The 23,309-nt window shown below is 68.4% G+C and carries 27 protein-coding genes, 1 tRNA gene and 1 riboswitch; of the genes, 18 read left to right on the top strand and 10 right to left on the bottom strand.

The window, feature by feature from the left end; all coding sequences use genetic code 11:
- The first annotated feature begins 250 nt into the window (after nt 1-250).
- Together ACIBEI_RS14490 and ACIBEI_RS14495 are read left to right on the top strand one after the other, a co-directional pair.
- On the top strand, nt 251-2,617 hold the full coding sequence (locus ACIBEI_RS14490; protein WP_398888554.1) for an immune inhibitor A domain-containing protein: 2,367 nt from the start codon (nt 251-253) through the stop codon (nt 2,615-2,617).
- A 121-nt stretch (nt 2,618-2,738) separates the two neighbouring features.
- Nucleotides 2,739-3,074: a hypothetical protein gene (locus ACIBEI_RS14495; protein WP_189843439.1), complete on the top strand. Its 336-nt coding sequence runs from the start codon at nt 2,739-2,741 to the stop codon at nt 3,072-3,074.
- Nucleotides 3,075-3,168: 94 nt separating this feature from the next.
- Here ACIBEI_RS14495 and ACIBEI_RS14500 read toward each other — a convergent pair whose 3' ends face one another.
- Together ACIBEI_RS14500 and ACIBEI_RS14505 are read right to left on the bottom strand one after the other, a co-directional pair.
- Nucleotides 3,169-3,753, bottom strand: a complete 585-nt coding sequence (locus ACIBEI_RS14500) for a nicotinamidase (protein ID WP_143632635.1) — start codon at nt 3,751-3,753, stop codon at nt 3,169-3,171.
- A 252-nt stretch (nt 3,754-4,005) separates the two neighbouring features.
- Nucleotides 4,006-5,334, bottom strand: coding sequence for a nicotinate phosphoribosyltransferase (locus ACIBEI_RS14505; RefSeq protein ID WP_398888557.1), 1,329 nt, complete (start codon nt 5,332-5,334; stop codon nt 4,006-4,008).
- Nucleotides 5,335-5,495: 161 nt separating this feature from the next.
- Here ACIBEI_RS14505 and clpS point away from each other — a divergent pair, with 161 nt between their 5' ends.
- The 7 genes from clpS to ACIBEI_RS14540 all read left to right on the top strand — a co-directional run bounded on the left by clpS (nt 5,496) and on the right by ACIBEI_RS14540 (nt 10,417).
- Complete coding sequence (clpS, locus tag ACIBEI_RS14510) at nt 5,496-5,813, top strand: ATP-dependent Clp protease adapter ClpS (protein ID WP_055617033.1); 318 nt, start codon at nt 5,496-5,498, stop codon at nt 5,811-5,813.
- Nucleotides 5,814-5,882: 69 nt separating this feature from the next.
- A complete protein-coding gene (locus ACIBEI_RS14515) occupies nt 5,883-6,488 on the top strand; it encodes a DUF2017 domain-containing protein (protein ID WP_398888559.1) in 606 nt (201 codons plus the stop codon).
- Nucleotides 6,489-6,844: 356 nt separating this feature from the next.
- Entirely contained in the window at nt 6,845-8,323 is a 1,479-nt protein-coding gene (locus ACIBEI_RS14520) for an amino acid permease (protein WP_398888561.1), read from the top strand.
- 99 nt (nt 8,324-8,422) lie between these two features.
- Nucleotides 8,423-8,845, top strand: a complete 423-nt coding sequence (locus tag ACIBEI_RS14525) for a M67 family metallopeptidase (protein ID WP_361060168.1) — start codon at nt 8,423-8,425, stop codon at nt 8,843-8,845.
- 105 nt (nt 8,846-8,950) lie between these two features.
- Complete coding sequence (locus ACIBEI_RS14530; protein WP_313904860.1) at nt 8,951-9,052, top strand: putative leader peptide; 102 nt, start codon at nt 8,951-8,953, stop codon at nt 9,050-9,052.
- A gap of 112 nt (nt 9,053-9,164) precedes the next feature.
- On the top strand, nt 9,165-9,443 hold the full coding sequence (locus tag ACIBEI_RS14535; RefSeq protein ID WP_143632625.1) for a MoaD/ThiS family protein: 279 nt from the start codon (nt 9,165-9,167) through the stop codon (nt 9,441-9,443).
- Between the two features lie 23 nt (nt 9,444-9,466).
- On the top strand, nt 9,467-10,417 hold the full coding sequence (locus ACIBEI_RS14540) for a PLP-dependent cysteine synthase family protein (protein WP_189843434.1): 951 nt from the start codon (nt 9,467-9,469) through the stop codon (nt 10,415-10,417).
- A 283-nt stretch (nt 10,418-10,700) separates the two neighbouring features.
- Here ACIBEI_RS14540 and ACIBEI_RS14545 read toward each other — a convergent pair whose 3' ends face one another.
- A complete protein-coding gene (locus ACIBEI_RS14545; protein ID WP_398888565.1) occupies nt 10,701-11,204 on the bottom strand; it encodes a type II toxin-antitoxin system PemK/MazF family toxin in 504 nt (167 codons plus the stop codon).
- A gap of 187 nt (nt 11,205-11,391) precedes the next feature.
- Here ACIBEI_RS14545 and ACIBEI_RS14550 point away from each other — a divergent pair, with 187 nt between their 5' ends.
- Nucleotides 11,392-12,144, top strand: a complete 753-nt coding sequence (locus tag ACIBEI_RS14550) for an MBL fold metallo-hydrolase (RefSeq protein ID WP_398888567.1) — start codon at nt 11,392-11,394, stop codon at nt 12,142-12,144.
- 109 nt (nt 12,145-12,253) lie between these two features.
- On the opposite strand, the gene ACIBEI_RS14555 is transcribed toward ACIBEI_RS14550, so the two are convergent.
- Both ACIBEI_RS14555 and ACIBEI_RS14560 read right to left on the bottom strand, forming a co-directional pair.
- Nucleotides 12,254-13,504, bottom strand: coding sequence for a PTS transporter subunit EIIC (locus tag ACIBEI_RS14555; protein ID WP_398888569.1), 1,251 nt, complete (start codon nt 13,502-13,504; stop codon nt 12,254-12,256).
- Nucleotides 13,505-13,815: 311 nt separating this feature from the next.
- Nucleotides 13,816-15,102 carry a PTS transporter subunit EIIC gene (locus ACIBEI_RS14560; protein ID WP_398888571.1) on the bottom strand — a complete coding sequence of 429 codons (1,287 nt, stop codon included), beginning with the start codon at nt 15,100-15,102 and terminating at the stop codon, nt 13,816-13,818.
- 228 nt (nt 15,103-15,330) lie between these two features.
- Between ACIBEI_RS14560 and ACIBEI_RS14565 the strand changes: the two genes are divergently transcribed.
- The 4 genes from ACIBEI_RS14565 to rdgB all read left to right on the top strand — a co-directional run bounded on the left by ACIBEI_RS14565 (nt 15,331) and on the right by rdgB (nt 18,099).
- On the top strand, nt 15,331-15,564 hold the full coding sequence (locus ACIBEI_RS14565; RefSeq protein ID WP_398888573.1) for a glucose PTS transporter subunit EIIB: 234 nt from the start codon (nt 15,331-15,333) through the stop codon (nt 15,562-15,564).
- A gap of 107 nt (nt 15,565-15,671) precedes the next feature.
- Entirely contained in the window at nt 15,672-16,409 is a 738-nt protein-coding gene (gene rph / locus ACIBEI_RS14570; protein ID WP_398888575.1) for a ribonuclease PH, read from the top strand.
- Nucleotides 16,410-16,575: 166 nt separating this feature from the next.
- Nucleotides 16,576-16,980: a hypothetical protein gene (locus ACIBEI_RS14575; RefSeq protein WP_143632615.1), complete on the top strand. Its 405-nt coding sequence runs from the start codon at nt 16,576-16,578 to the stop codon at nt 16,978-16,980.
- A 516-nt stretch (nt 16,981-17,496) separates the two neighbouring features.
- Nucleotides 17,497-18,099 (top strand): RdgB/HAM1 family non-canonical purine NTP pyrophosphatase, encoded by a 603-nt coding sequence (rdgB, locus tag ACIBEI_RS14580; protein ID WP_398888577.1) that lies wholly within the window; start codon nt 17,497-17,499, stop codon nt 18,097-18,099.
- A gap of 20 nt (nt 18,100-18,119) precedes the next feature.
- Here the strand turns inward: rdgB and ACIBEI_RS14585 are convergent, their stop codons facing one another.
- Complete coding sequence (locus ACIBEI_RS14585; protein WP_398888579.1) at nt 18,120-18,845, bottom strand: hypothetical protein; 726 nt, start codon at nt 18,843-18,845, stop codon at nt 18,120-18,122.
- A gap of 161 nt (nt 18,846-19,006) precedes the next feature.
- On the opposite strand from ACIBEI_RS14585, the gene ACIBEI_RS14590 reads away from it, so the two are divergent.
- Entirely contained in the window at nt 19,007-19,642 is a 636-nt protein-coding gene (locus ACIBEI_RS14590; RefSeq protein ID WP_398888581.1) for a helix-turn-helix domain-containing protein, read from the top strand.
- A 66-nt stretch (nt 19,643-19,708) separates the two neighbouring features.
- Here the strand turns inward: ACIBEI_RS14590 and ACIBEI_RS14595 are convergent.
- The 4 genes from ACIBEI_RS14595 to bcp all read right to left on the bottom strand — a co-directional run bounded on the left by ACIBEI_RS14595 (nt 19,709) and on the right by bcp (nt 21,816).
- Nucleotides 19,709-19,785, bottom strand: a tRNA-Leu gene (locus ACIBEI_RS14595).
- A 56-nt stretch (nt 19,786-19,841) separates the two neighbouring features.
- Entirely contained in the window at nt 19,842-20,504 is a 663-nt protein-coding gene (locus ACIBEI_RS14600) for an HNH endonuclease (protein ID WP_398888583.1), read from the bottom strand.
- The gene (locus ACIBEI_RS14605; protein WP_398888585.1) at nt 20,501-21,163 is read right to left on the bottom strand and encodes an HNH endonuclease signature motif containing protein; all 663 of its coding nucleotides are present in this window, start codon (nt 21,161-21,163) and stop codon (nt 20,501-20,503) included. The genes ACIBEI_RS14600 and ACIBEI_RS14605 overlap by 4 nt, the downstream gene beginning before the upstream one ends.
- 185 nt (nt 21,164-21,348) lie before the next feature.
- Nucleotides 21,349-21,816, bottom strand: coding sequence for a thioredoxin-dependent thiol peroxidase (gene bcp / locus ACIBEI_RS14610; protein ID WP_200397919.1), 468 nt, complete (start codon nt 21,814-21,816; stop codon nt 21,349-21,351).
- Between the two features lie 156 nt (nt 21,817-21,972).
- Between bcp and ACIBEI_RS14615 the strand changes: the two genes are divergently transcribed.
- The 3 genes from ACIBEI_RS14615 (at nt 21,973) to sugE (ending at nt 23,291) form a co-directional block, all read left to right on the top strand.
- Entirely contained in the window at nt 21,973-22,311 is a 339-nt protein-coding gene (locus tag ACIBEI_RS14615; RefSeq protein WP_055611832.1) for a DUF3618 domain-containing protein, read from the top strand.
- A 162-nt stretch (nt 22,312-22,473) separates the two neighbouring features.
- The gene (locus ACIBEI_RS14620) at nt 22,474-22,776 is read left to right on the top strand and encodes a co-chaperone GroES (protein ID WP_055611843.1); all 303 of its coding nucleotides are present in this window, start codon (nt 22,474-22,476) and stop codon (nt 22,774-22,776) included.
- Between the two features lie 82 nt (nt 22,777-22,858).
- Nucleotides 22,859-22,928: riboswitch (guanidine-III (ykkC-III) riboswitch) on the top strand.
- Nucleotides 22,929-22,970: 42 nt separating this feature from the next.
- Nucleotides 22,971-23,291 carry a quaternary ammonium compound efflux SMR transporter SugE gene (gene sugE, locus ACIBEI_RS14625; protein ID WP_362077227.1) on the top strand — a complete coding sequence of 107 codons (321 nt, stop codon included), beginning with the start codon at nt 22,971-22,973 and terminating at the stop codon, nt 23,289-23,291.
- Nucleotides 23,292-23,309 lie beyond the last annotated feature (18 nt).

Raw genomic sequence — 23,309 nt, forward strand, 5'->3', positions numbered from 1 at the left:
GTCCATCAAGTGGACGTTCGAACGCGCCTGTTGAGTCGTACACCGTTCTTCCATGAGCGGACGGATGTCGTCGCGCGGCGCACGACCGCCGGTGCATAGCCCACTTGACCTGTTCAAGTCAAGGTCTGTCTTTTCTCCCGTAACTCCGATCGAATGTCGTCACTTGTGACGCGCATAGAGCGCGCGCGGACTCCATGACCTGGACACCCCTCCATTCCGCGCGCCCGGGCGCGGGGGAGGACTGCATCAAGTGACCAGCAGACCATGGACGTTCAGAGCAGCCGCGGTGGGTGTGTCGCTCGCAGCGGCCGCTGCCACGTTCTCGACCTTCGCGGTGGCGCAGGCCGCTGCCGGCGATCAGCCGGCCGCGGCGGCGGGCCGTCAGGATCCGGCCGCGAACCGGCAGGACCCGGCGCGCGCCGAGAACCACACCGATCGCGAGCACGACCTGAAGGGCCCGCTGACCGAACGTCAGGAGGCCCAGCGCGAAGAGGCGCTCAAGCAGGTCATATCCGGCGACGCCACCGTCAAGAACCGCGGCGGCTCGCAGGTCGTCAAGCTCCAGGACGGCAAGTACGTGGAGCTCGGCCGGGAGAAGACCGACCAGATCTTCACGATCCTCGTGGAGTTCGGCGACAAGACGGACCCCCGCTACGGCGGCACCCCGGGTCCCCTGCACAACCAGATAGCCCAGCCGGACCGTGCCGAGGACAACAGCACGGCCTGGCAGGCGGACTACAACAAGAAGCACTTCGAAGAGCTCTACTTCGGCACCGGCAAGGGTGTCGAGTCGATGAAGAAGTACTACGAGAAGCAGTCCTCGGGCCGCTACTCCATCGGCGGCGCGGTCTCCGACTGGGTCAAGGTGCCCTACAACGAGGCCCGTTACGGCTCCAACAAGTGCGAGCCCGACACCTGCGCGTGGAACGCCGTCGCCGACGGTGTCACCGCCTGGGTCGACGCCCAGAAGGCGGCCGGCAAGTCCGACGCCGACATCAAGTCCGAGCTGGCCGCCTACGACAAGTGGGACCGCAACGACTTCGACGCCGACGGCAACTTCAACGAGCCCGACGGCTACATCGACCACTTCCAGATCGTGCACGCCGGCGAGGACGAGTCCGCGGGCGGCGGCGCACAGGGCGAGGACGCCATCTGGGCCCACCGCTGGTACGCGTTCGGCACGGACGCCGGCGCCACCGGCCCCACGGGCAACAAGATGGGCGGGGCGCAGATCGGCGACTCCGGCATCTGGGTCGGCGACTACACCATCCAGCCGGAGAACGGCGGACTCGGCGTCTTCGCCCACGAGTACGGCCACGACCTCGGTCTGCCGGACCACTACGACACCACCAACACCGCCGAGAACTCCACGGGGTTCTGGACGCTGATGTCGTCCGGCTCCTGGCTCGGCGAGGGCAAGAACACCATCGGAGACCTGCCCGGCGACATGACCGCCTGGGACAAACTCCAGCTCGGCTGGCTGAAGTACGACACGGCCAAGGCCGCGACGCGCTCCACCCACAAGCTGGGTGTGGCGGAGTACAACACCAAGAACGCCCAGGCGCTGGTGGTCGAACTGCCCGAGAAGGAGGTCACCAACCCGGTGGTCCCCCCGGCTCAGGGTGCCACCCAGTGGTGGAGCGGTAGCGGTGACGACCTCAAGAACACGCTGACCCGTTCCGTCGACCTCACCGGCAAGTCCTCGGCCACGCTGACCCTCGACGGCTGGTACGACATCGAGACCGACTTCGACTACCTCTACACCGAGGTCTCGACCGACGGCGCCAACTGGACGCCGCTGGACGGCACGGTCGACGGCGCGGCCCTCCCGCGCGACGGCAGCGGCAAGCCCGCGCTGACCGGCACCGTGGACGCGTACAAGAAGCTCTCGTTCCCGCTCGACGCCTACGCGGGCAAGAAGTTCGACCTCCGCTTCCGCTACCAGACCGACGGCGGGGTGGCCCAGAAGGGCTTCGCGGCCGACGTGATCACGGTGACGGCCGACGGCTCGCCGGTCTTCTCGGACAACGCCGAGACCGCCGACGCCGCCTGGAAGGCCACCGGCTTCTCCCGCATCGGCGCGGCCGTCACGGACGACTACGCGCAGTACTACATCGCCGAGAACCGCCAGTACGTGTCGTACGACAAGACCCTCAAGGTCGGCCCGTACAACTTCGGCTTCTCGACCACGCGCCCGTCCTGGGTGGAGCACTTCCCCTACCAGAACGGTCTGCTGATCTGGAAGTGGGACACCTCCCAGAACGACAACAACGTCAGCCGGCACGCGGGCTCCGGTCTGCTGCTGCCGGTGGACGCCCACCCGAAGCCGCTGAAGTGGTCCGACGGCACGCTGATGCGCACCCGCATCCAGTCGTACGACTCGCCCTTCAGCACCTACCGGACGGACGCCCTCACGCTGCACAAGGCGGACGTCGCCACGAAGATCCCGTCGCTCCCGGGCAACCGGATCTTCAACGACCACACGAACACGTACTACGACGAGACCAACCCCACCTCCGGTGTCCGCGTCACTGACACCAACACCAAGATCGCGATCGTGAAGGAGCCGCGCGACGGCTCGACGATCACGGTGAAGGTCTCGGCCGCGACGAAGTAAAAGGCATTTCCGCAGGTCAAACCATGATCGGCCGCAACCCCCTGGCGGGTTGCGGCCGATCGTGTTTAGGTGCGTGCTGTGACTCTCTTATTGACACTGGTTCTCACGGGGGTGTGACTGCATGGCCGCAGGAGGTTTCTGCAAGCTGCCGAACGGCACGGTGGTGGTGGCGTTGAACCTGCCCCGACCGCCCGCCGCGGGCAGCGGCTCGGTACGCGTGCTCGTGCACGCCCAGAACCGCGCCCGCGCCCTGACGCGGCTGCGGAACCTGGGCATGCGGGCGGTGTACCTGCGCGGCAACGCGGAGCCCCCGACCCCGGACGAGATCACCGCGGTCCTGCATCATCCCGACGGCCTCATATGGCGCACGGCACCCGGCGCGGACGCGTGTGCGGCCGAGCTGTGGCATCCGATCCGGGCGCTGATGCGGCGTACGGCTACACCGCAGGGGTTTTGAGTATTCGGCTGGCGTTTGATGAGCCGCTGCGGGTTCGTTGTGGCTTGTCGCGCAGTTCCTCGCGCCCCTGAGGGAGGGCGCCGGAGCCTTTGGTCTAGACCACCGGCTTGCCGCTCAGTTCCACGCCCGCTGCGCTCAGCTCCTCCAGGGCGCGCTCGGTGGTCTCCTCGGCCACGCCGGCCGTGAGGTCGAGCAGGACCTGTGTACGGAAGCCCTCGCGGGCCGCGTCCAGGGCGGTGGCGCGGACGCAGTGGTCGGTGGCGATGCCCACCACGTCGACCTCGGTGATCTCGCGGGCGCGCAGCCAGTCGCCCAGCGTCACGCCGTTCTCGTCGGCGCCCTCGAAGCCGCTGTACGCCGCCGCGTACGCCCCCTTGTCGAAGACGGCGTCGATCGCGCCGGAGGCGACCGCCGGGGCGAAGTTCGGGTGGAAGCCGACGCCCTCGGTGCCCGCCACGCAGTGCGCGGGCCAGGAGTGGACGTAGTCGGGGTTGTCGGCGAAGTGGCCGCCGGGGGCGATGTGGTGGTCGCGGGTCGCCACGACGTGGCGGTAGCCGGCGGGAGCCTGCCCGATCAGCTCCGTGATCGCGGCGGCGACGTCGGCTCCGCCGGACACGGCGAGGCTGCCGCCTTCGCAGAAGTCGTTCTGCACGTCTACGACGATCAGGGCGCGGCGCATGTCGGTGTCCTTCTGCGAGGCGCTCCGCGGGGAGCGGTTCGTAGTCTGCGGGTGTGTGGGGGCCGGTCGCGCAGTTCCTCGCGCCCCTTGAGGGGGCGCCTACGCGGAACCGAGCCTGAGAGTTCGAGGGCATGGCGGGAGGGATGCGATTGTGGCCGTTGCATTCCCGCTCCTCGTCCGTTCATGCCCGTTCGGGCTCGGCGTGGCCTGAGGTGGGCCCCCGGGCGTTGCCCGGATCCGGTCCCACGTGGCTCATACGTACTCGGTCGGAATGACGGCTTCCCCGCGGGAGAGCTGGGTCGCGGAGAGGGGCAGGTTCGCGCGGGCCGCCGCGTGCCGGTCGCGTACGACGTCCAGGGGCTCGCGGGCGAGGACCTGGCCGCCCTTGACGAGTTCCACCAGGAGCTGACGGTCGCTGAGCTCGGCCGGGACCGCCCCGAGGCCGATCACCTCGGCCTCGGCGACCCCGTACGCGTCGAGCCGCCGCGCGGCCCATTTGCGGCCGCCGATGGACGTCTTGCCGCCCGTCGACTTCTTGGCCACCGGAACCAGCGGAGCCTTCGGGTCCGCCGACTCGGCACGGGCGACGAGCTTGTAGACCATCGAACACGTCGGATGGCCGGATCCCGTCACCAGCTGGGTACCCACTCCGTACGCGTCCACGGGCGCCGCGGCCAGCGAGGCGATCGCGTACTCGTCCAGGTCCGAGGTCACGATGATCCGGGTGTCCGTGGCGCCCAGCTCGTCCAGCTGCTGGCGTACCCGGTGCGCCACGAGCAGCAGGTCACCGGAGTCGATGCGGACCGCCCCCAGCTCGGGCCCGGCCACCTCGACGGCCAGCCGGACGGCCTCGGCGACGTCGTACGTGTCGACCAGCAGCGTCGTGCCCCGGCCGAGCGAGTCCACCTGGGCCCGGAAGGCGTCCCGCTCGTTGTCGTGGAGGAGCGTGAAGGCGTGGGCGCTGGTGCCGACGGTCGGGATGCCGTAACGGAAGCCCGCGGCCAGGTCGGAGGTGGTCGTGAAGCCACCGACGTACGCCGCCCGGGACGCCGCCACCGCGGCCAGCTCGTGCGTGCGGCGGGCGCCCATCTCGATCAGCGGGCGCTCCCCGGCGGCCGAGGCCATCCGGGAGGCGGCGGCCGCGATCGCCGAGTCGTGGTTGAGGATGGAGAGGATCACGGTCTCCAGGAGCACGCACTCGGCGAAGGAGCCCTCGACCCGCAGGATCGGTGATCCGGGGAAGTACACCTCGCCCTCGGGGTAGCCCCAGACGGCGCCGCTGAAGCGGTAGGAGGCCAGCCATTCGAGGGTCGGCTCGTCCACCACATGGCGCTCGCGCAGGAAGCCGAGGACGTCCGCGTCGAAGCGGAAGTTCTCGATCGCGTCCAGCACCCGTCCGGTCCCCGCCACGACGCCGTAGCGGCGGCCCTCGGGCAGCCGGCGTGTGAAGACCTCGAAGACCGAGCGCCGGTCGGCGGCCCCGCCCTTGAGGGCGGCCTGCAGCATGGTCAGCTCGTAGTGGTCCGTGAAGAGCGCGGTGGAGGGAACATCAACCGGCAGCCCTAGGTCCGCTGCGTTCACTTAGGGTCTCCTCGCGATGACACAGGGGGCACCCCCAGGTCGGCCGGGGGTCCGGGGGTTGTCCCCCGGGAATAGCGGCATGGCAACGGATGGTACTCCCTATCTCGTCACTCTGACGATTTGTGGGCTCGTTTGGCCGGGTACCCACCTGTGGTGGCAGCATGGGCCGTGTGACGGCTCCCGCACCCCTAGAGACCGAAAAAACCGAGTCGGCGGAGGAGGTCTTCGCCGTACCCGAGCCCGACGTCCCCTGGGTGACCATCGTCCACAACGACCCGGTCAACCTGATGAGCTACGTGACCTACGTCTTCCAGTCGTACTTCGGCTACCCGAAGGACAAGGCCACCAAGCTGATGCTCGACGTCCACCACAAGGGCCGGGCCGTGGTCTCCAGCGGCACGCGCGAGGAGATGGAACGCGATGTGCAGGCCATGCACGGCTACGGTCTGTGGGCCACCCTCCAGCACGACCGGAAATAGGCCGGTGAGATCCGGCCCGACCGGCAGTTGCCCGACGCCCGCGCAGTACTGGAAGTAGCGACGCACCTGATGCCAGGACACTTCGAACCGCTCCCCGGCGGCGGCGCGGCCGTCGCGCTCGACGAGGTCGAGATCTCGATCATCCGCTCCCTCGCCGTACAGCTCCTGGAGCTCATCGGACCGGGACCGGGCGAGGACGCCACCGACGACCCGCTCGCCGAGCTGTTCGCGGAGGGCCCGAGCGAACCGCCCTCCGATCCCGTGCTGAAGCGGCTCTTCCCCGACGCGTACAGCGGGCCCGACGTCGAGGCGAACTCGCCCGAGCAGGCCGAGGAGCAGCGCGCGTACTCCGCGGAGTTCCGCCGCTTCACCGAGAACGACCTGCGCGCGGCCAAGCGCGAGAACGCGCTCACGGTGATCCGCTCCCTGGACACGCTCTCGGCCGTGGGGGAGGGCGGCGCGGTCCTCAAGCTCTCCGCCGAGGAGTCCGAGCAGTGGCTGCGCGCCCTCAACGACCTGCGCCTGGCCATCGGGTCCCGCCTCGACGTCGTCGACGAGGAGGACACCGACCTCCTCTACCGGCTGCCGGACGAGGACCCGCGCAAGCCGATGGTGATGGCGTATCTGTGGCTGGGCGGCCTTCAGGAGACGTTGGTTGAAACGTTGATGTCCTGACACATTCCGTTCGCTCAGCGGACGCTCAAATCCGAATAACGATCACGTCACCGTGACCGCGCCCTATGGGGCGCGGTCAGACTTTTGTCCGGTTCTCCCTGTGGTGTGCGCTACACGCGCCTCAGTTGATCAGTGTTGCGGCCGTGATAGATCTTCACGACCGCCCGGCGGGACGCCACCCATGTCCGGCCGGGTGCGCCACCGGCCGGCGGATCGCCGACCAGGCACTGAGCGGTCTCGGGGAGACCGCGCGGCGGGCCCGGGGAGCCCGCTCAGCTCCATTCAATCCGGGGGGACCGGGACCCGATCCGGAGCCGACGACGGCTCGGATCGGCATGGAGAAAGGCGCACCAGACATGACCTCGGTGCAGGTCGGCAAGAACGACGACGGGCACGACCGCAAGGGTGTCGTGGGCAGCGAAGCCCCCGGAGAGGGGCATGCCCCCGAAGAGGGCTACGAACGCGGCCTCAACAGCCGTCAGGTCCAGATGATCGCGATCGGCGGCGCCATCGGCGTCGGCCTCTTCCTGGGGGCCGGGGCGAACATCGCCAAGGCGGGCCCCAGTCTCATCCTCATGTACGCCCTCGCGGGCGTCATCATCTTCTTCATCATGCGGGCCCTCGGAGAGCTCCTGCTCTACCGTCCCGTCTCGGGCTCCTTCGCGGAGTACTCCCGCGAGTTCCTCGGCCCGTTCTTCGGCTACTTCACCGGCTGGACGTACTGGCTGATGTGGGTCGTCACCGGCATGGCGGAACTCACCGCCGCCGCGATCTACGTCAACTACTGGTTCCCGGCGATCCCGCGGTGGGTCACGGCCCTGGTCTTCCTGGTGGTCCTCTTCGCGGCCAACCTGATCTCGGTGAAGCTCTTCGGCGAGATCGAGTTCTGGTTCTCGATGGTCAAGGTCACCGCCCTCATCGGCATGATCGTGATCGGCCTGGGCGTCCTCACCTTCGGCTTCAGCTCCGCGGGCGACTCGGCCGCCGTCTCCAACCTCTGGGCCTTCGACGGCTTCTTCCCCAAGGGCATCGGCTCGTCCCTGATGACGCTGCAGGGCGTGATGTTCGCGTACCTCGCCGTCGAACTCGTCGGCGTCACCGCCGGTGAGTCCGAGAACCCGGAGAAGACCCTCCCCAAGGCGATCAACACCCTGCCCTGGCGCATCGCCCTCTTCTACGTCGGCGCCCTCACCGTCATCCTCTGCGTCGTGAAGTGGACCGAGTTCGCACCGGGGGTCAGCCCCTTCGTGGAGGCCTTCGCGAAGATCGGCATCCCGGCGGGCGCGGGCATCGTGAACTTCGTCGTCCTCACGGCGGCCCTGTCCTCCTGCAACTCCGGCATGTACTCCACCGGCCGCATGCTGCGCACCCTGGCGGACAACGGCGAGGCCCCCAAGGTCTTCAACAGGCTGTCCTCCGCCAAGACGCCCGCGCTCGGCATCACCGTCTCCATGCTCTTCATGGGCATCGGCGTGATCCTGAACTACATCGTCCCCGAGAAGGCCTTCGGCTACGTCACCTCGGTGGCCACCGCCGCCGGCATCTGGACCTGGCTGATGATCCTGATCAGCCACATCCTGTACCGCCGCGCGGTCGACGCCGGGCGCCTGCCCGCCTCGTCCTTCCCGGCCCCGGGCGGTTCGAAGCTCAGCTGGGTCGCGGTCGTGTTCCTGCTCTTCGTCACCTGCCTCATCGCGTACGACGCCGACTCCCGCGTCTGCCTCTACGTGATGGCCGGCTGGGCGGCGGCACTGGGCATCGGCTGGGCCGTGCTGAAGTCGCGGAACCCGGAGGTCACCGAGCGCCGCGACCCGGAGTTCGAGAAGATCGGCTGACGGACCTCGCACAGAACATGTGGGGCTCGTGGCCCAGCATGTGGGCCGCCCCGTACCACCCTTCGGTACGGGGCGGCCCTTCTGCTTATCCTGACGACCATGCTGACCATCACCCAGGCCCTCGTCGACCAGATCGTCGCGCACGCGCGCCAGGACCACCCCGACGAGGCGTGCGGCGTGGTCGCCGGCCCGGAGGGCACCGGCCGCCCCGAGCGGTTCATCCCGATGCTCAACGCCGCGCGCTCGCCCACGTTCTACGAGTTCGACTCCGGCGACCTCCTCAAGCTCTACCGCGAGCTGGACGACCGCGACGAGGAACCGGTCGTCATCTACCACTCCCACACGGCCACCGAGGCGTACCCCTCCCGCACCGACATCTCGTACGCGAACGAGCCCGGCGCGCACTACGTCCTGGTCTCCACGGCGGACGCCGACGACGCCGGCCCCTTCCAGTTCCGCTCGTTCAGGATCCTGGAGGGCGAGGTGACGGAGGAGGAGGTCACGATCGTGGAGACGTACTGATCCCACGTTCTGATCAGACGTACTGATCCCGCATTTCGGTCAGAATTCATCCAGTATCTGAGATCACATTCCAGTACCCGGACCGGGAATCGATACGATGACCCCATGGTTTCCCACGACGTGAGCGACAAGACCCCGGGCATGCTGCTCGTGGCACGGTTGCACGTCGACCTGTGCAGGCTGCAGAGCGCCATCTGTACGCGCTGAACCCTGCCGCCGTACGGCCGTGAGCCGCGGCGTCTCACAACGCTCACCCGCTTCTCCGCGCCGCCGCGCGCCCACCGACTGACTGACTCACTCCCGACAGGAGCCCACAGCCATGGCCATCGAGGTCCGCATCCCCACCATCCTCCGCACCTACACCGACGGGCAGAAGGCCGTCGAGGGCGGCGGGGAGACCCTCGCAGCCCTCTTCGCCGACCTGGAGACCCGTCATGCGGGCATCCAGGCCCGCATCGTGGACGGCGGCGAGCTGCGCCGCTTCGTGAACGTCTACCTGAACGACGAGGACGTGCGCTTCCTCGACGGCATCAACACCAAGCTGACCGACGGCGACAACGTCACGATCCTGCCGGCCGTGGCCGGCGGCATGGTCTGACCGGCATCGGGCTCTGATCGCTGATGCGTTACGACTCCCCGCTGGCCGCGGTGGGCAACACCCCTCTGGTGCGCCTGCCGCGGCTCTCGCCGTCCGCCGACGTCCGCATCTGGGCGAAGCTGGAGGACCGCAATCCGACCGGTTCCGTCAAGGACCGGCCCGCGCTCCACATGATCGAACAGGCGGAGAAGGACGGCCGGCTGACGCCCGGCTGCACGATTCTGGAGCCCACCTCCGGCAACACCGGCATCTCGCTCGCCATGGCGGCGAAGCTCAAGGGCTACCGCATGGTGTGCGTCATGCCCGAGAACACCTCCCAGGAGCGGCGGGAGCTGCTCGGCATGTGGGGCGCCGAGATCATTCCGTCCCCGGCGGCGGGGGGTTCGAACACAGCGGTGCGGGTGGCGAAGGAACTGGCCGCCGAGCATCCCGACTGGGTGATGCTCTACCAGTACGGCAACCCCGACAACGCGGGTGCGCACTACGCGACGACGGGTCCGGAGATCCTGGCCGACCTGCCCTCGGTCACCCACTTCGTCGCCGGACTCGGCACCACCGGCACCCTGATGGGCGTGGGCCGCTTCCTCCGCGAGCACAAGCCCGACGTCAAGATCGTCGCGGCCGAGCCGCGGTACGACGACCTTGTGTACGGGCTCCGGAATCTCGACGAGGGATTCGTGCCCGAGCTGTACGACGCGTCCGTCCTGACGACCCGGTTCTCGGTCGGCTCCGCCGACGCCGTGACGCGTACGCGGGAGCTGTTGCAGCAGGAGGGGATCTTCGCGGGGGTCTCCACGGGGGCGGCGCTGCATGCGGCGATCGGCGTCGGCAACAAGGCCGTGAAGTCGGGCGAGCCCGCCGACATCGTTTTCGTCGTGGCCGACGGGGGTTGGAAGTACCTCTCCACGGGTGTCTACACGGCTGCCACGACGGAAGAGGCCATTGAGACTCTGCAGGGGCAGCTCTGGGCTTAGCCGGGTTTTTTTCGCCCCCGCCGCCCCTACCCATTCCCGTCCTTCTGGGGCTCCGCCCCAGACCCCGAGGGGTGCGATTTCGGGTGCGGGTTCGTTGTGGCTGGTCGCGCAGTTCCCCGCGCCCCTGAAAGATTGCGCAGTTCCCCGCGCCCCTAGGTCTTTAGGGGCGCGGGGAACTGCGCAATCTTTTAGCCCCTCCGGCGTTTGAGGAGCGGGGGTTCGGGGGCGGAGCCCCTGAGTAAGTGACGGGAATGGGTAGGGGCGGCGGGGGCGAGGAAAAGCCCTAGCGGGGGAGGTTGCGGACCTGGTCCCAGATCGATGGGTCCACCGGGCCCACCCGGCGGCGGAAGTCCCGTACCGGCAGCCCCCGCAACTCATCCGTTTCGAGGAAGCTGGCCCGCCCCCGGGCGTCCCCGACGGAACCGGGAGGCAGCGGAATCACCCCGGCCCGCCGCTCGTCGTGGTTCTTGCTGGTGATCTTGGCGACGACAGCCGTACGGCCCCGCACGGACAGAACGAGACAGGGCCGGTCCTTCGCCCCGGGCCCGTCCTCGTACGGAACGTTCGCCCACCAGATCTCGGCAGGCCGCGGACGAGAAGCACGAGAAGGCCGACGGAACCCACCCCGGCCCCGCGGCCGGCCCGGCGGGCGACCGGTCGAACGGCCCCGCCCGCCCGAAGACCCCCGCGGCCCCCGCCGTCCCCGTCGCCCCCACCCGTCCACCACCGTCGCGACCCCCGCCAACAGCACCACGGCCACCAACGCGAGCCACCACGACGTATCCATGGACATGACGGTACCGGCGTGACCGGGCCCACGTCCGGCCACCCCGCTGGCCCCCGAACCGGTGACACCGCAGGTGAGTTCCCCCACAACAGCCCTCGACGGAGGAGCGACAGGACCTTTTGCGCCTTACGCTCGACGGACCGCACGACCCCCGTCTTCATTCCCCGCCAGCGGAGGTTTCTGCTTTATGAAGCTCACCGTCGTCGGCTGCTCGGGGTCGTTCCCGTCCGCGGAATCGGCCTGCTCGAGCTACCTCGTCGAGGCCGACGGCTTCCGGCTGCTTCTCGACATGGGCAACGGTGCCCTTGGCGAGCTGCAGCGCCACTGCGGTCTCTACGACCTTGACGCGATCTTCCTCAGCCATCTGCACGCCGACCACTGCATCGACATGTGCGCGTACTTCGTCGCGCGCTACTACCGCCACGACGGCGGCCGCTGCGATCCGATCCCCGTCTACGGACCCGAGGGCACGGAACAGCGCCTGACCACCGCGTACGCGGACACTCCCTCCGCCTCCTCCATGAGTGAGGTCTTCGACTTCCACACGGTCAAGCCGGGTTCGTTCGAGATCGGCCCGTTCTCGGTGCACACCGAGAAGGTGAGCCACCCCGTGGAGGCGTACGGCATCCGTGTCGAGCACGGCGGCCGGGCTCTCACGTACTCCGGGGACACCGGCGTGTGCGACACGCTCGACGAACTCGCCCGGGACACCGACCTGTTCCTCTGCGAGGCCGCGTTCACCCACGGCAAGGAGAACATCCCGGATCTCCACCTCAACGGCCGCGAGGCCGGCGAGACCGCGACCCGCGCCGCGGCCCGCCGTCTGGTCCTGACCCACATCCCGCCGTGGACGGACCCCCAGGCGAACCTCGCCGACGCCCGAGCGACGTTCGGGGGGCCCGTGGAACTCGCCACACCGCGAGTCACGTACGAGATCTGAAGTCACGTACGAGATCTGACGTCGTCCGTACGCAGCACAAGGCCCCCGGAGCCGATCGGCTCCGGGGGCCTATGTCATGCCTCAGGCCTTGGTGCTCAAGCCTTGGTCCTCACGCCTTGGTGAGGTCCTCGACCTCCTCGTCGGGCTCGCGGCCCGGCGTCGCGAGGTTGAACCTGATGATCGCGAAGCGGAAGGTCACGTAGTAGATCGCCGCGAAGACCAGGCCGATCGGGATGATCATCCATGGCTTGGTGGCGAGGTTCCAGTTCAGGAAGTAGTCGATGGCACCCGCGGAGAAGCTGAAGCCGTGGTGGACGCCCAGCGCCCAGGTGACGGCCATCGAGATCGCGGTGAGGACCGCGTGGATCACGTACAGGACCGGCGCGATGAACATGAACGCGAACTCGATCGGCTCGGTGATACCCGTGACGAAGGAGGTCAGCGCGAGCGAGACCATCATGCCGCCGACGGCCTTGCGGCGCTCGGGGCGGGCGCAGTGCGTGATCGCCAGGGCGGCGGCCGGGAGCGCGAACATCATGATGGGGAAGAAGCCCGTCATGAACTGACCGGCGGTCGGGTCGCCGTGGAAGAAGCGCGGCAGGTCACCGTGCCAGACGGCACCGGCGGAGTCCGTGTAGGTGCCGATCTCCTGCCAGGCGACGGTGTTCACGAACTGGTGCATGCCGACCGGCAGCAGCGCGCGGTTGATGGCGCCGAAGATGCCCGCGCCGACCGCGCCGAGGCCGGTCATCCACTCGCCGAAGTTGGTGATGACGTCGCCGATGGGCTCCCAGACGAGGCCGAAGAAGACGCCGACGGCGGTGCCGATGAAGGCCATCAGGATCGGTACGAGACGGCGGCCGTTGAAGAAGCCGAGCCAGTCGGGGAGCTTGGTGCGGTGGAAGCGCTGCCAGGTGACGGCGGCTATCAGGCCCATCACGATGCCGCCGAGGACCTTGGGGTCGTTGTAGGTCGCGGCTACGTCCGCGCCCTTCTGGACCTTGGCCTCGCTGATCGGGAACGCGGTGAGGACGTTCTTGTAGACGAGGAACCCGACGAGCGCCGCGAGCGCGGTGGAGCCGTCCGACTTCTTGGCGAAGCCGATGGCGATGCCGACGCAGAACAGCAACGGCAGGTTGGCGAAGACCGCGTCGCCGGCGGTGGCGAACACGGACGCGACCCTGGTCCAGCCGAGCCCGTCCGCGCCGAACACATCGGGCTGGCCGAGACGGAGCAGGATGCCGGCGGCCGGCAGCACGGCGATGGGGAGCTGCAGGCTGCGGCCGACCTTCTGCAGGCCCTGGAGCAGGCCGGATCCCCACTTCTTCGCGGGGGCCGCCGGAGCTGTGGCGGTGGTCATGGTTCCTCCATGTGCAGGGTGCTGCCGGGGACGGGAAGAGAACGGAAGTGAAGTGCACGGGGGATGGACAGCATCCACGTGGTCTACACCACTCAGTGGTGTAGACCTGTTGTAGCACGGTGAAGGTGAGATAAGGAACCCGCGGTTTTTGTGGCCTGGGCCATACGGAATCAAGTGCCCGCAAGCATGAAAAAGCGCCCCATAGGGGGCGCGGGGCGATCGCAATTTGCGGCTCCGCCGCGGGGCGCGAACGGCCACGACGGTCCGCGGACTGTGAACCGGCCTCGTATCCCCCCAGGAAAGCGGAGCGCCTACGCCTTCGTCACGTCCACGACCTCGTCCTCCGGCTCCCGGCCGGGCGTCGGCAGGTTGAACTTTGTGATCGCGAACCGGAAGACCACGTAATAGACGACGGCGAAACACAGGCCGATCGGAATGATCGCCCAGGGCTTCGTGGCCAGATTCCAGTTGATGACGTAGTCGATCAGGCCCGCCGAGAAACTGAAACCGTCATGCACGCCCAGACCCCACGTCACCGCCATCGAGACGCCCGTGAGGATCGCGTGCACCGCGTACAGCGCGGGCGCGATGAACACGAAGGAGTACTCGATCGGCTCCGTGATGCCCGTGACGAACGACGTCAGGGCGATCGACATCATCAGGCCCCCAATTTCCTTGCGACGGTGGGGCTTTGCGCAGTGCGCCATCGCCAGACACGCGGCCGGGAGCGCGAACATCATGATGGGGAAGAAGCCCGACGTGAACTGCCCCGCGTCCGGGTCGCCCGCCAGGAACATGTTGATGTCGCCGTGCACGACCGTGCCGTCCGGCTTCGTGTAACTGCCGAACTGGAACCACATGGGCACGTTCAGGAACTGGTGCAGCCCGATCACCAGCAGCGCGCGGTTGGCGACACCGAAGAGGCCCGCACCCCACGAACCCAGGCTCACCAGCCAGTCGCTGAAGTCCTCAAGGCCCCGGCCGATCGGCGGCCACACCCACAGGCACAGCGCCGCGAACGCGATCGCCACGAACGCCATGATGATCGGCACGAGACGGCGGCCGTTGAAGAAGCCGAGCCAGTCCACCAGCTTGGTGCGGTGGTAGCGCTGCCAGAAGTACGCCGCCAGCAGCCCCATGACGATGCCGCCGAAGACACCCGGATTCTGGTAGGTGAACACCGCCACCGTGCCGTCGTCCGCCTGACAGCCGGCCGCCACCACCTTCGCCTGCTCCGCACAGTCCTCCGGGAACTGCCGCAGCACGTTGTAGTAGACGAGGAACCCGGCCACCGCCGCGAGCGCAGTCGAACCGTCGGCCTTCTTCGCCATACCGATCGCCACGCCGACGCAGAACAGCAGCGGCAGACCGAGCGATCCGTCCAGCAGCGCGCCACCCGCGCCCGCCATCACCTTGGAGACATCCGTCCAGCCGAGACCGTCGGCCCCGAACACGTCCGGCTGGCCCAGGCGGTTGAGAATGCCGGCGGCCGGCAGTACGGCGATGGGCAGTTGGAGGCTGCGGCCCATCTTCTGCAGGCCCTGGAACAGATTGCTCCAGCGGGCGCGTGCGGGCGCGGCGGCGCTGTCGGCACTCATCGGCGGTCCTCCTGCATCCTCCCGCGCCCCTCCACCGGCCTCCCGCGGCCCTCCCGCACCCCCGGGAACGGGGCCGGGTTTGGCGGCCGTTGAAAACTGGTGTAGACCAGTCGGCGAACGGTTGCGCTGTCGTGTTCGCCATCATTCGGTACGGGTGACGTGACCGCTCGCGAAGATGGGCCAACTGTGGGTTACTGCGACAAAGCGGTTCGGATCAGGGAGTAGGACATGGCCAGCAAGGCTGAGAAGATCGTCGCCGGGCTCGGCGGCATCGACAACATCGAAGAGGTCGAGGGCTGCATCACCCGGCTGCGCACCGAGGTCATCGACCCCAGCAAGGTCGACGAGGCCGCCCTGAAGGCCGCGGGCGCCCACGGCGTCGTCAAGATGGGCAACGCCATCCAGGTCGTCATCGGCACCGACGCGGACCCGATCGCCGCGGACATCGAAGACATGATGTGAACCCCCCGACTCCGGGCCCCGGCCCGGGGACCTGAGGACTCACTCCTGAGGGGCCGCTTCCGTTACCCGGGGCGGCCCCTCACCCGTATGCGACTAGGCTCGACGCCATGTCTCGAATCGACGGCCGCACGCCCGAACAGCTCCGCCCGATCACCATCGAACGCGGCTGGAGCAAGCACGCCGAGGGCTCCGTCCTCGTCTCCTTCGGTGACACGAAGGTCTTCTGCACCGCCTCCGTGACCGAGGGCGTCCCGCGCTGGCGCAAGGGCAGCGGCGAGGGCTGGGTCACCGCCGAATACTCCATGCTCCCGCGGGCCACCAACACCCGCGGCGACCGCGAATCCGTCCGCGGCAAGATCGGCGGCCGCACGCACGAGATCAGCCGCCTCATCGGCCGCTCCCTGCGCGCCGTCATCGACTACAAGGCACTCGGCGAGAACACCATCGTCCTCGACTGCGACGTCCTCCAGGCCGACGGCGGCACCCGCACCGCCGCCATCACCGGCGCGTACGTCGCCCTCGCGGACGCCATCACCTGGGCCCAGGGCAAGAAGATCATCCGCGCCGGCCGTCAGCCCCTCACCGGAACCGTCAGCGCCGTCTCCGTCGGCATCGTCGACGGCGTACCCCTCCTCGACCTCTGCTACGAGGAGGACGTCCGCGCCGACACCGACATGAACGTCGTCTGCACCGGCGACGGCCGCTTCGTCGAGGTCCAGGGCACCGCCGAGGCCGAACCGTTCGCCCGCGAGGAGCTCAACTCCCTTCTCGACCTGGCCGTTCTGGGCTGCACGGAACTCGCTGTCGCCCAGCGCACGGCACTTGATACGGTCCTGGAAAGGTAAAGGACACACCAAGACGGCCTCCTGTCACGGGCAACCACGGCACCGGCCGCCGCGTCCCTACGAGTACGGGCGTACGGCACACCGCTGTACGCCCGGCCAGCACCAAACGGGGCCTTGAGGCCTACGCAACGGGGCCCTCGGGCCTGAACAACGGGAGGACCGTTCCATGGCCGCGAGCCGCCGCCGAGCACGCCGCACCACCGCCATCGCCGCCGCCGTGGCAGCCGTCGCGCTGACGGCCGGGCTGACCACCGGCTGCGACGCCGTCAACAAGGCCCTGGACTGCGTCCAGACCGCCGACACCATCGCCGACAGCGTCACCGACCTCCAGCAGGCCGTGGAGAACGCCGCGAACGACCCGACACAGGCCGACGAGGCACTCGACTCCATCGACAAGAACCTCGACACCATCGGCGACAAGACCGACGACACCGACATCAACAAGGCCGTGGACGACCTCCAGAAGGCGGTCACCAACGTCCGCGACTCCATCAAGAACGGCGACGAGACCCCGGACATCAGCCCCGTCACGGACGCGGCCGGCGAACTCACCAAGGTCTGCACGCCGTAGCGGCGGCGGCAGCGGTAGCAGTAGCAGTAGCAGTAGCAGTAGCCGCACCGCCGGTAGTGGCAACGGCCGTCCCGCCGCGGGTGAGCGGGCGGCCCCGCGGGTGGGTGACTGGTTCCGCCGCGGTGGGCGGCCGGTTCCGTCGCGGGTGGGTGACTGGTTCCGCCGCGGTGGGCGGCCGGTCCCGTCGCGGTTGGATGACTGGTTCCGCCGCGGGTAGGTGGTCGGTTCCGTCGCGGGTGGGTGATCGGCCCCGCTGCGGGTGGTGAACGGCCGGTCCCTCCGCGGGTGGTGAACGGCCGGTCCCTCCGCGGGTGGTGAACGGCCGGTCCTCCGCGCGTGGTGAACGACCGGTCCTCCGCGCGCGGTGAACAACCGGTCCTCCGCGCGCGGTGAACGACCGGTCCTCCGCGCGCGGCAGGCGATCGCGGGCACCGGCAGGCGATCAGATCATGGACGCCCGTGGGCGATCGCAGGCATCGCGCGAGCAGTACGGCCCGGCTGGCTAGGGTGAGCACCATGACCCGCCTGATCCTCGCCACCCGCAACCCCGGAAAGATCACCGAGCTGAGGGCAATCCTCGCCGCCGCAGGTCTGCACCACGACCTCGTCGGCGCGGACGCCTACCCGGAGATCCCCGACGTCAAGGAAACCGGCGTCACTTTCGCCGAGAACGCCCTCCTCAAGGCGCACGCCCTCGCCCAGGCCACCGGCCTCCCGGCCGTCGCCGACGACTCGGGCCTGTGCGTCGACGTCCTCGGCGGCGCCCCCGGCATCTTCTCCGCCCGCTGGTCCGGCACCCACGGCGACGACCAGGCCAACCTCAGGCTCCTCCTCGCCCAACTCGGCGACATCGCAGACGAACACCGCGCCGCCCACTTCGCCTGCGCCGCCGCACTCGCCCTCCCCGACGGAACGGAACGCGTGGTCGAGGGCCAACTGCGGGGTACGTTGTGCCACGAACCCACCGGCTCCAACGGCTTCGGCTATGACCCGATCCTCCAGCCCGACGGCTACACCCGCACCTGCGCGGAACTCACCCCCGAGGAGAAGAACGCCATCAGCCACCGGGGCAAGGCGTTCCGCGGACTCGTACCGGTCGTACAGGAATTGCTGGGTTGACCCCCCTCCCGGGACCCCGACTACTCCACCCCGCCGTACGACCGCAGCGCCACCCGCGCGTCCAGGTCGATGCCGTTCACGCCCGCCGGGGCCGGTAGCCGAAGGACCTTGTCGAGCACGCGGCCCAGTCGGCCGCAGCCCGAAGTGCCCGGCGCCGCAAAGCGGTTGTCCGCAACCCCGAAGGCGACGACCAGCGGATCCGGCGAGACGACCCTCGGCGGATCCGTCTCCTTCAGCACCAGGTGGACCGGGGCCGCGTCGGTACCTATGGAACAACCGCGCGGGACCCCTGGCCCGGATATACGGAACGTCAGATCCAGCTCGCCCCGCCGCTCGTCGTTGGACTCGAAGTCCGAATACCCGCCGTACCGAGGCGTGATCGACAGAGGTGTGCCCCGAACTCGCAGGGGAGTGGCGGCCATCGCCCCGAACACCTGACGGAACTCGCCGCCGACCGTGCCCTCCGCGAAGGTGATCGCCAGGGGCCGGTCGATCGGCACATCGACGCGACCGAGGGTCAGATGCCCGGTGGCGGTCATGGCCTCGCACCGCCACTTCGCCGGATCCGCGCCCTCGGGAAGCTCGGAGAGGTTCGGGCAGTCCGCGAAGCCGAGCTGCCGTGCGTCCACCCCGAGGTCGGGGCCGACACCGGCGTCGGCGTGCACGGGACCCGCAGTCGCCGCGCCCGTGCCGGCGGCGAGGGCCAGGGCGGACAGTGCCATGACGAGACGTCGGGCGCGAAGCATGAAGGACCTCCTGGTGAATGGCGGACGGGCGGGAGGGTCCCGCGATGTCGATGCCCACGCCTCAAGGATTGCAGCCATTTCTCTGCAATGGAAGGTCTGCAGAGAAAATTCTGCAGACTTCACTCTGCAGAGGTTCGGCTGTGTGGCGGTAGGCTGACCCCATGAGCGATGAAGGCGAGCCCGAGCCCAAGCCCGGGCCGGAGGCCGACGCAGGCGCCGACTCGGGTGCCGAACCGGGTGCCGAACCGGGCGGCGAACGGCGTACGACCAGCGACCCGGCGGCCCTCAAGGCCCTCGCCCACCCGCTACGCCTGAAGATCCTCCGCCACCTGTCCGTCTCCGGCCCGGCGACCTCCACGACCCTCGCCGCCGCCCTCGGGGAGAACACCGGCACCCTCAGCTACCACCTGCGCCGCCTCGAACGCGGCGGCTTCATCGAGGACGTACCGGAACGGCCCAACAGCCGTGAGCGCTGGTGGCGGGCGGTGCGAGGACTCGACGTACGCAGGCCCGCGCAGGATGAGATGACCGACGGCGAGCGGGCGGTCGCTGGGGCCCTGGACCGCATGCGGCTGGACGAGGACATCGAGCTGGCCCGCCGCTTCACCGAGGAACAGGCCGAGTCGGACGGCTGGATGCGCGGCTCCCGGGGCCTCAGTCACCTCACCAAGGAAGAGGTGACCGCCTTCCACGACGCCTACCTCGACCTCCTGACCCGCTTCGCCCGGGGTCCCGAGGACGCCCCACCAGACGCCAAGCCGGTTCTGCTGCGGTGGTTCGCGCTGCCGGCTGAGTGAAGGTCCCCGCTTGGTGCTTGCGCGGCGAAGGCCCAGCTCGCGGGGTGCCAGCTGGGCCTTCTGCCTTGGTGCGCCCGGTCGGATTCGAACCGACAACAGCTGGTTCCTAGGACCAGTCTCTCTGCCAATTGGAGTACAGGCGCGCGTACCGCGCCCCACTTTACTGGGCGCGGCACACTGTCGGTAAGGAGAGTCCCGGTTACGAGGTTCGCCGTCGGCCCCCTCGGCACCAGGTGCTGGTGATCGCGTGGCAGTTGGGGCACAGCAGCCGCAGATTCTCGGGGCGATTGTCGCACCAGTCTCCGTTGCTGTGATCGACCTCCAGCGTCATCGGTTTGCCGAGCCATTCCGGGACGGTGCCGCATCTGGCGCACTGTTCAGGTACGCCGATCTCGCGAAGCGCCCACCGCAGCTGAGCGGTCTTCGTCCGCCGCTCACCGTTGTGCTTGACCAGCAAGTCTTCCGGCCGTTTCGAAGGTGTCGGCCCAGGCTTTCCACGCTGATGCCCCTGGCCCAGGAAGTGCGCGGTGTCGATTCGGTACCTATCGACCAGCTCTGGGAACAGCGCGCGCAGGCGGGTGTTGTCCGGGCGCTGCAGCAGGCGAAGGGTCCCGGCTATCGAAGTCGACTGGGCAACTGCATGCCGCAACTCGCTCTCACTCGGTAGGCCCTTTGGCCTGTCTCGGCCTTTGCGGGGGAAGTGGGAGACGTCGATACCGAAGTGCTCGAAGCGACGGTACAAGTGCCGCCGTAGGTTGCGGTACGGCCGGGTGTCGAAAAACGCGATGACTGCCTCGATGTCGGAGCATTGTTCGGCTGCTTGGATCAACCGCTCACGGGTGTACCGGACGTCATTGCTCACGCGACGTCACTCCGGTGGCGCCCAATACTGCGACCTCGGTAAGTGTCCGTCGTGGAGTGGCAGTTGGGGCAGAGTAGCCGGAGATTCTTGATCCGGTTGTTCCGCCAGTTGCCGTCAATGTGGTCTACCTCAAGGGGCAGTGGCTCTCCTTGCCAGACCGCCTCGATGCCGCAGAGCGCGCAATGTTCGCTGATGCCGAGTTCGCGCATGGCCCTCTTGAGCCGACTGCTAGGCGTGCGCTTGGCGTGTGTCGAGGAGTCCTCCACGAGGATCTCTTCGGATGTTCGGCGGCGAGCGTTGTCCCGCCCTCTCTCTGTACGAACCGCTCCTGTGAAGTGTGAGGTGTCCAGGCCATACGCCTTGATGCGCCGAGTGATGTGAGTGTGGTGGCCACCGACACCGTCGAGCCCGAGTAGACGCAAGACCTCTGAGACGCTCCTCGACGCTGCGACTGCTGGCTCCATAAGCTCTCTGGTCCACCGCCACCCTTCTCGTTCGAAGTGGGCTGTACTCACCCCCAACCTCTTCATGCGCGCTCGGATGTAATCACGCGTCGAACTCTTCGGATCCACCCCCAACTTCCCCAACGCCTCCGACAACGTCCGCGACGAACTCGCAGCCTCCGCCAGGCGCTCCCTGGTGTACGGGCTGACCGGCATGGCTCCCCTCCGTTCCGGCCGCTTGTTCGCGACCTCGTACGGAGTAACGAACCGTTTATCGGATGGTCACGACCGGAATACGGAACGGCCCGCGCCGCTTGTCGCGGGCGGGCCGTTCCGGTGTCGGTGGTGCAGGGAGCCGCAACTCAGGTCCTCAGATACTCAGTTCCCCGGAGCTGGGCCCCTCAGATCCCCAAGTCCTTGATGATCTTCGCCACGTGCCCCGTGGCCCGGACGTTGTACAGCGCCCGCTCCACCTTGCCCTCCTCGTCCACCACGATCGTGGAGCGGATTACGCCCATGTAGGTCTTGCCGTAGTTCTTCTTTTCGCCGTAGGCGGCGTACGACTCGGTGACCGTCTTGTCGGGGTCGGCGAGCAGGGTGATCTTCAGGTTTTCCTTGTCGCGGAACTTGGCGAGCTTCTCGGGCTTGTCGGGGGAGACGCCGATGACGTCGTAGCCCGCGCCGGCGAGGAGTTCGAGGTTGTCGGTGAAGTCGCAGGCCTGCTTGGTGCAGCCGGGGGTCAGGGCGGCCGGGTAGAAGTAGACGATGACCTTGCGGCCCTTGCGGTCGGCCAGGGAGACCTCGTTGCCGTCGGCGTCGGGCAGGGTGAAGGCGGGGGCGGTGTCGCCGGGCTGGAGTCGCTCGCTCATCTCGTGGGGTCTCCTTGCGAGGTGGTGGATACGCACCCGAGCGTAATGGGGGTGCCGGGCGGTGCGCGGCGTGCGGAGCTGACAGACTGTCGACCAGAGAAAAGGCCGAAGAGAACAGGCCACGGGAAGAAACGACCACGACCACGGAGGCAGCGCGTGTCGGACACGTCGAGCACGCCGGACACCAGGACTCCGGCGCAGATCGAGGCGGACATCAAGCGCCGTCGCGAAACTCTCGCCGAGACGCTCGACGAGATCGGTGTGCGGGTGCACCCGAAGACCATCGTCGGGGACGCCAAGGCCAAGGTGGCGTCCAGCGTCGACCACACGCTCGGGCGCGCCTACGTCGGCGTCAATCGCGTCGTCGGCGATGTGAAGGGCCAGTTCGTGACGGAGGAGGGGGCGCCGCGTCTTGACCGCATCGTGCCCGTCGCCCTCGTCGTGGTCGGAGTCGTCGGACTGCTCACCCTGAGCACCAGGCGCCGCAGGGGCTGACCCGCCGTCACTCCCACCCCCACCCCCACCCCCACCCGCACCCGCGAGCCCATCCCCGGTCGCACCCCACGTACGTACGAACCGTGTGAAGGCAGGTAGGTTCGAGACGTGAGCGCCAATCAGGACAAGCACAGTAACCATCACGACAAGTTGCCCATCCGGATGCTCCACGACCGTGTGCTCGTGCGGCAGGACACCGCCGAGGGCGAGCGCCGGTCGGGCGGCGGCATCCTGATCCCCGCGACGGCGGCCGTGGGCCGGCGGCTCGCCTGGGCCGAGGTCGTCGCGGTCGGGCAGAACGTACGGACCGTGGAGCCGGGCGACCGCGTCCTGTACGACCCGGAGGACCTCGCCGAGGTCGAGGTGCGCGGCACCGCGTACGTACTGATGCGCGAGCGGGACCTGCACGCCGTGGCGGCCGACCGCTTCGAGGGCTCCGAGGACTCAACCGGCCTGTATCTCTGAAACAGAAGTCGAACCTGCGCCTCTGAAACAGAGGTCGAAAGAGACAGCAGGGGCTGGTGACCATCGTCACCAGCCCCTTTTCCCTGCCCTTTGCTAACTTGGAAGGACCCCGACGAGACGCGCCGTACCGGGACTCGCAAAGACGACGCACCCCTGTTGATCAACGCCTGTTGATCCGTTCGCGGAGGTGCCTCATGGCCTGGGTCCTGCTCGTCGTCGCCGGTCTGCTGGAAGTCGGCTGGTCGATCGGTATGAAGTACACCGACGGTTTCACTCGGCTCGTGCCGAGCGTTCTCACCGGTGCGGGCATCGTCGCCAGCATGTTCCTGCTGTCGTACGCGGCGAAGACGCTGCCCATCGGTACCGCCTACGGCGTCTGGGTCGGCATCGGCGCGGCCGGGGCGGCGGTGTTCGGCATGGCGGTGCTGGGTGAACCGGCGACCGCCGCGAGGATTTTCTTCGTGTGCCTGTTGCTGGTGTCAGTGGTGGGGTTGAAGGCGACCTCCGGTCACTGAGCGCCGTGCGGGGCATGC

It is taken from the genome of Streptomyces sp. NPDC050988, assembly GCF_044456225.1.
Classification (GTDB): domain Bacteria; phylum Actinomycetota; class Actinomycetes; order Streptomycetales; family Streptomycetaceae; genus Streptomyces.

Coding starts and splice junctions, on each gene's coding strand:
- rdgB (WP_398888577.1), top strand. CDS start 17,497: ATGACCCGCCTGATCCTCGCCACCCGCAACCCCGGAAAGATCACCGAG.
- ACIBEI_RS14495 (WP_189843439.1), top strand. CDS start 2,739: ATGGCCGCAGGAGGTTTCTGCAAGCTGCCGAACGGCACGGTGGTGGTG.
- ACIBEI_RS14500 (WP_143632635.1), bottom strand. CDS start 3,753: ATGCGCCGCGCCCTGATCGTCGTAGACGTGCAGAACGACTTCTGCGAA.
- ACIBEI_RS14520 (WP_398888561.1), top strand. CDS start 6,845: ATGACCTCGGTGCAGGTCGGCAAGAACGACGACGGGCACGACCGCAAG.
- ACIBEI_RS14550 (WP_398888567.1), top strand. CDS start 11,392: ATGAAGCTCACCGTCGTCGGCTGCTCGGGGTCGTTCCCGTCCGCGGAA.
- ACIBEI_RS14545 (WP_398888565.1), bottom strand. CDS start 11,204: ATGGATACGTCGTGGTGGCTCGCGTTGGTGGCCGTGGTGCTGTTGGCG.
- ACIBEI_RS14575 (WP_143632615.1), top strand. CDS start 16,576: ATGGCCGCGAGCCGCCGCCGAGCACGCCGCACCACCGCCATCGCCGCC.
- ACIBEI_RS14590 (WP_398888581.1), top strand. CDS start 19,007: ATGAGCGATGAAGGCGAGCCCGAGCCCAAGCCCGGGCCGGAGGCCGAC.
- ACIBEI_RS14555 (WP_398888569.1), bottom strand. CDS start 13,504: ATGACCACCGCCACAGCTCCGGCGGCCCCCGCGAAGAAGTGGGGATCC.
- clpS (WP_055617033.1), top strand. CDS start 5,496: ATGGGCCGTGTGACGGCTCCCGCACCCCTAGAGACCGAAAAAACCGAG.
- ACIBEI_RS14515 (WP_398888559.1), top strand. CDS start 5,883: ATGCCAGGACACTTCGAACCGCTCCCCGGCGGCGGCGCGGCCGTCGCG.
- ACIBEI_RS14565 (WP_398888573.1), top strand. CDS start 15,331: ATGGCCAGCAAGGCTGAGAAGATCGTCGCCGGGCTCGGCGGCATCGAC.
- sugE (WP_362077227.1), top strand. CDS start 22,971: ATGGCCTGGGTCCTGCTCGTCGTCGCCGGTCTGCTGGAAGTCGGCTGG.
- ACIBEI_RS14530 (WP_313904860.1), top strand. CDS start 8,951: ATGGTTTCCCACGACGTGAGCGACAAGACCCCGGGCATGCTGCTCGTG.
- ACIBEI_RS14535 (WP_143632625.1), top strand. CDS start 9,165: ATGGCCATCGAGGTCCGCATCCCCACCATCCTCCGCACCTACACCGAC.
- ACIBEI_RS14620 (WP_055611843.1), top strand. CDS start 22,474: ATGCTCCACGACCGTGTGCTCGTGCGGCAGGACACCGCCGAGGGCGAG.
- ACIBEI_RS14605 (WP_398888585.1), bottom strand. CDS start 21,163: ATGCCGGTCAGCCCGTACACCAGGGAGCGCCTGGCGGAGGCTGCGAGT.
- ACIBEI_RS14585 (WP_398888579.1), bottom strand. CDS start 18,845: ATGCTTCGCGCCCGACGTCTCGTCATGGCACTGTCCGCCCTGGCCCTC.
- ACIBEI_RS14525 (WP_361060168.1), top strand. CDS start 8,423: ATGCTGACCATCACCCAGGCCCTCGTCGACCAGATCGTCGCGCACGCG.
- rph (WP_398888575.1), top strand. CDS start 15,672: ATGTCTCGAATCGACGGCCGCACGCCCGAACAGCTCCGCCCGATCACC.
- ACIBEI_RS14540 (WP_189843434.1), top strand. CDS start 9,467: ATGCGTTACGACTCCCCGCTGGCCGCGGTGGGCAACACCCCTCTGGTG.
- ACIBEI_RS14560 (WP_398888571.1), bottom strand. CDS start 15,102: ATGAGTGCCGACAGCGCCGCCGCGCCCGCACGCGCCCGCTGGAGCAAT.
- bcp (WP_200397919.1), bottom strand. CDS start 21,816: ATGAGCGAGCGACTCCAGCCCGGCGACACCGCCCCCGCCTTCACCCTG.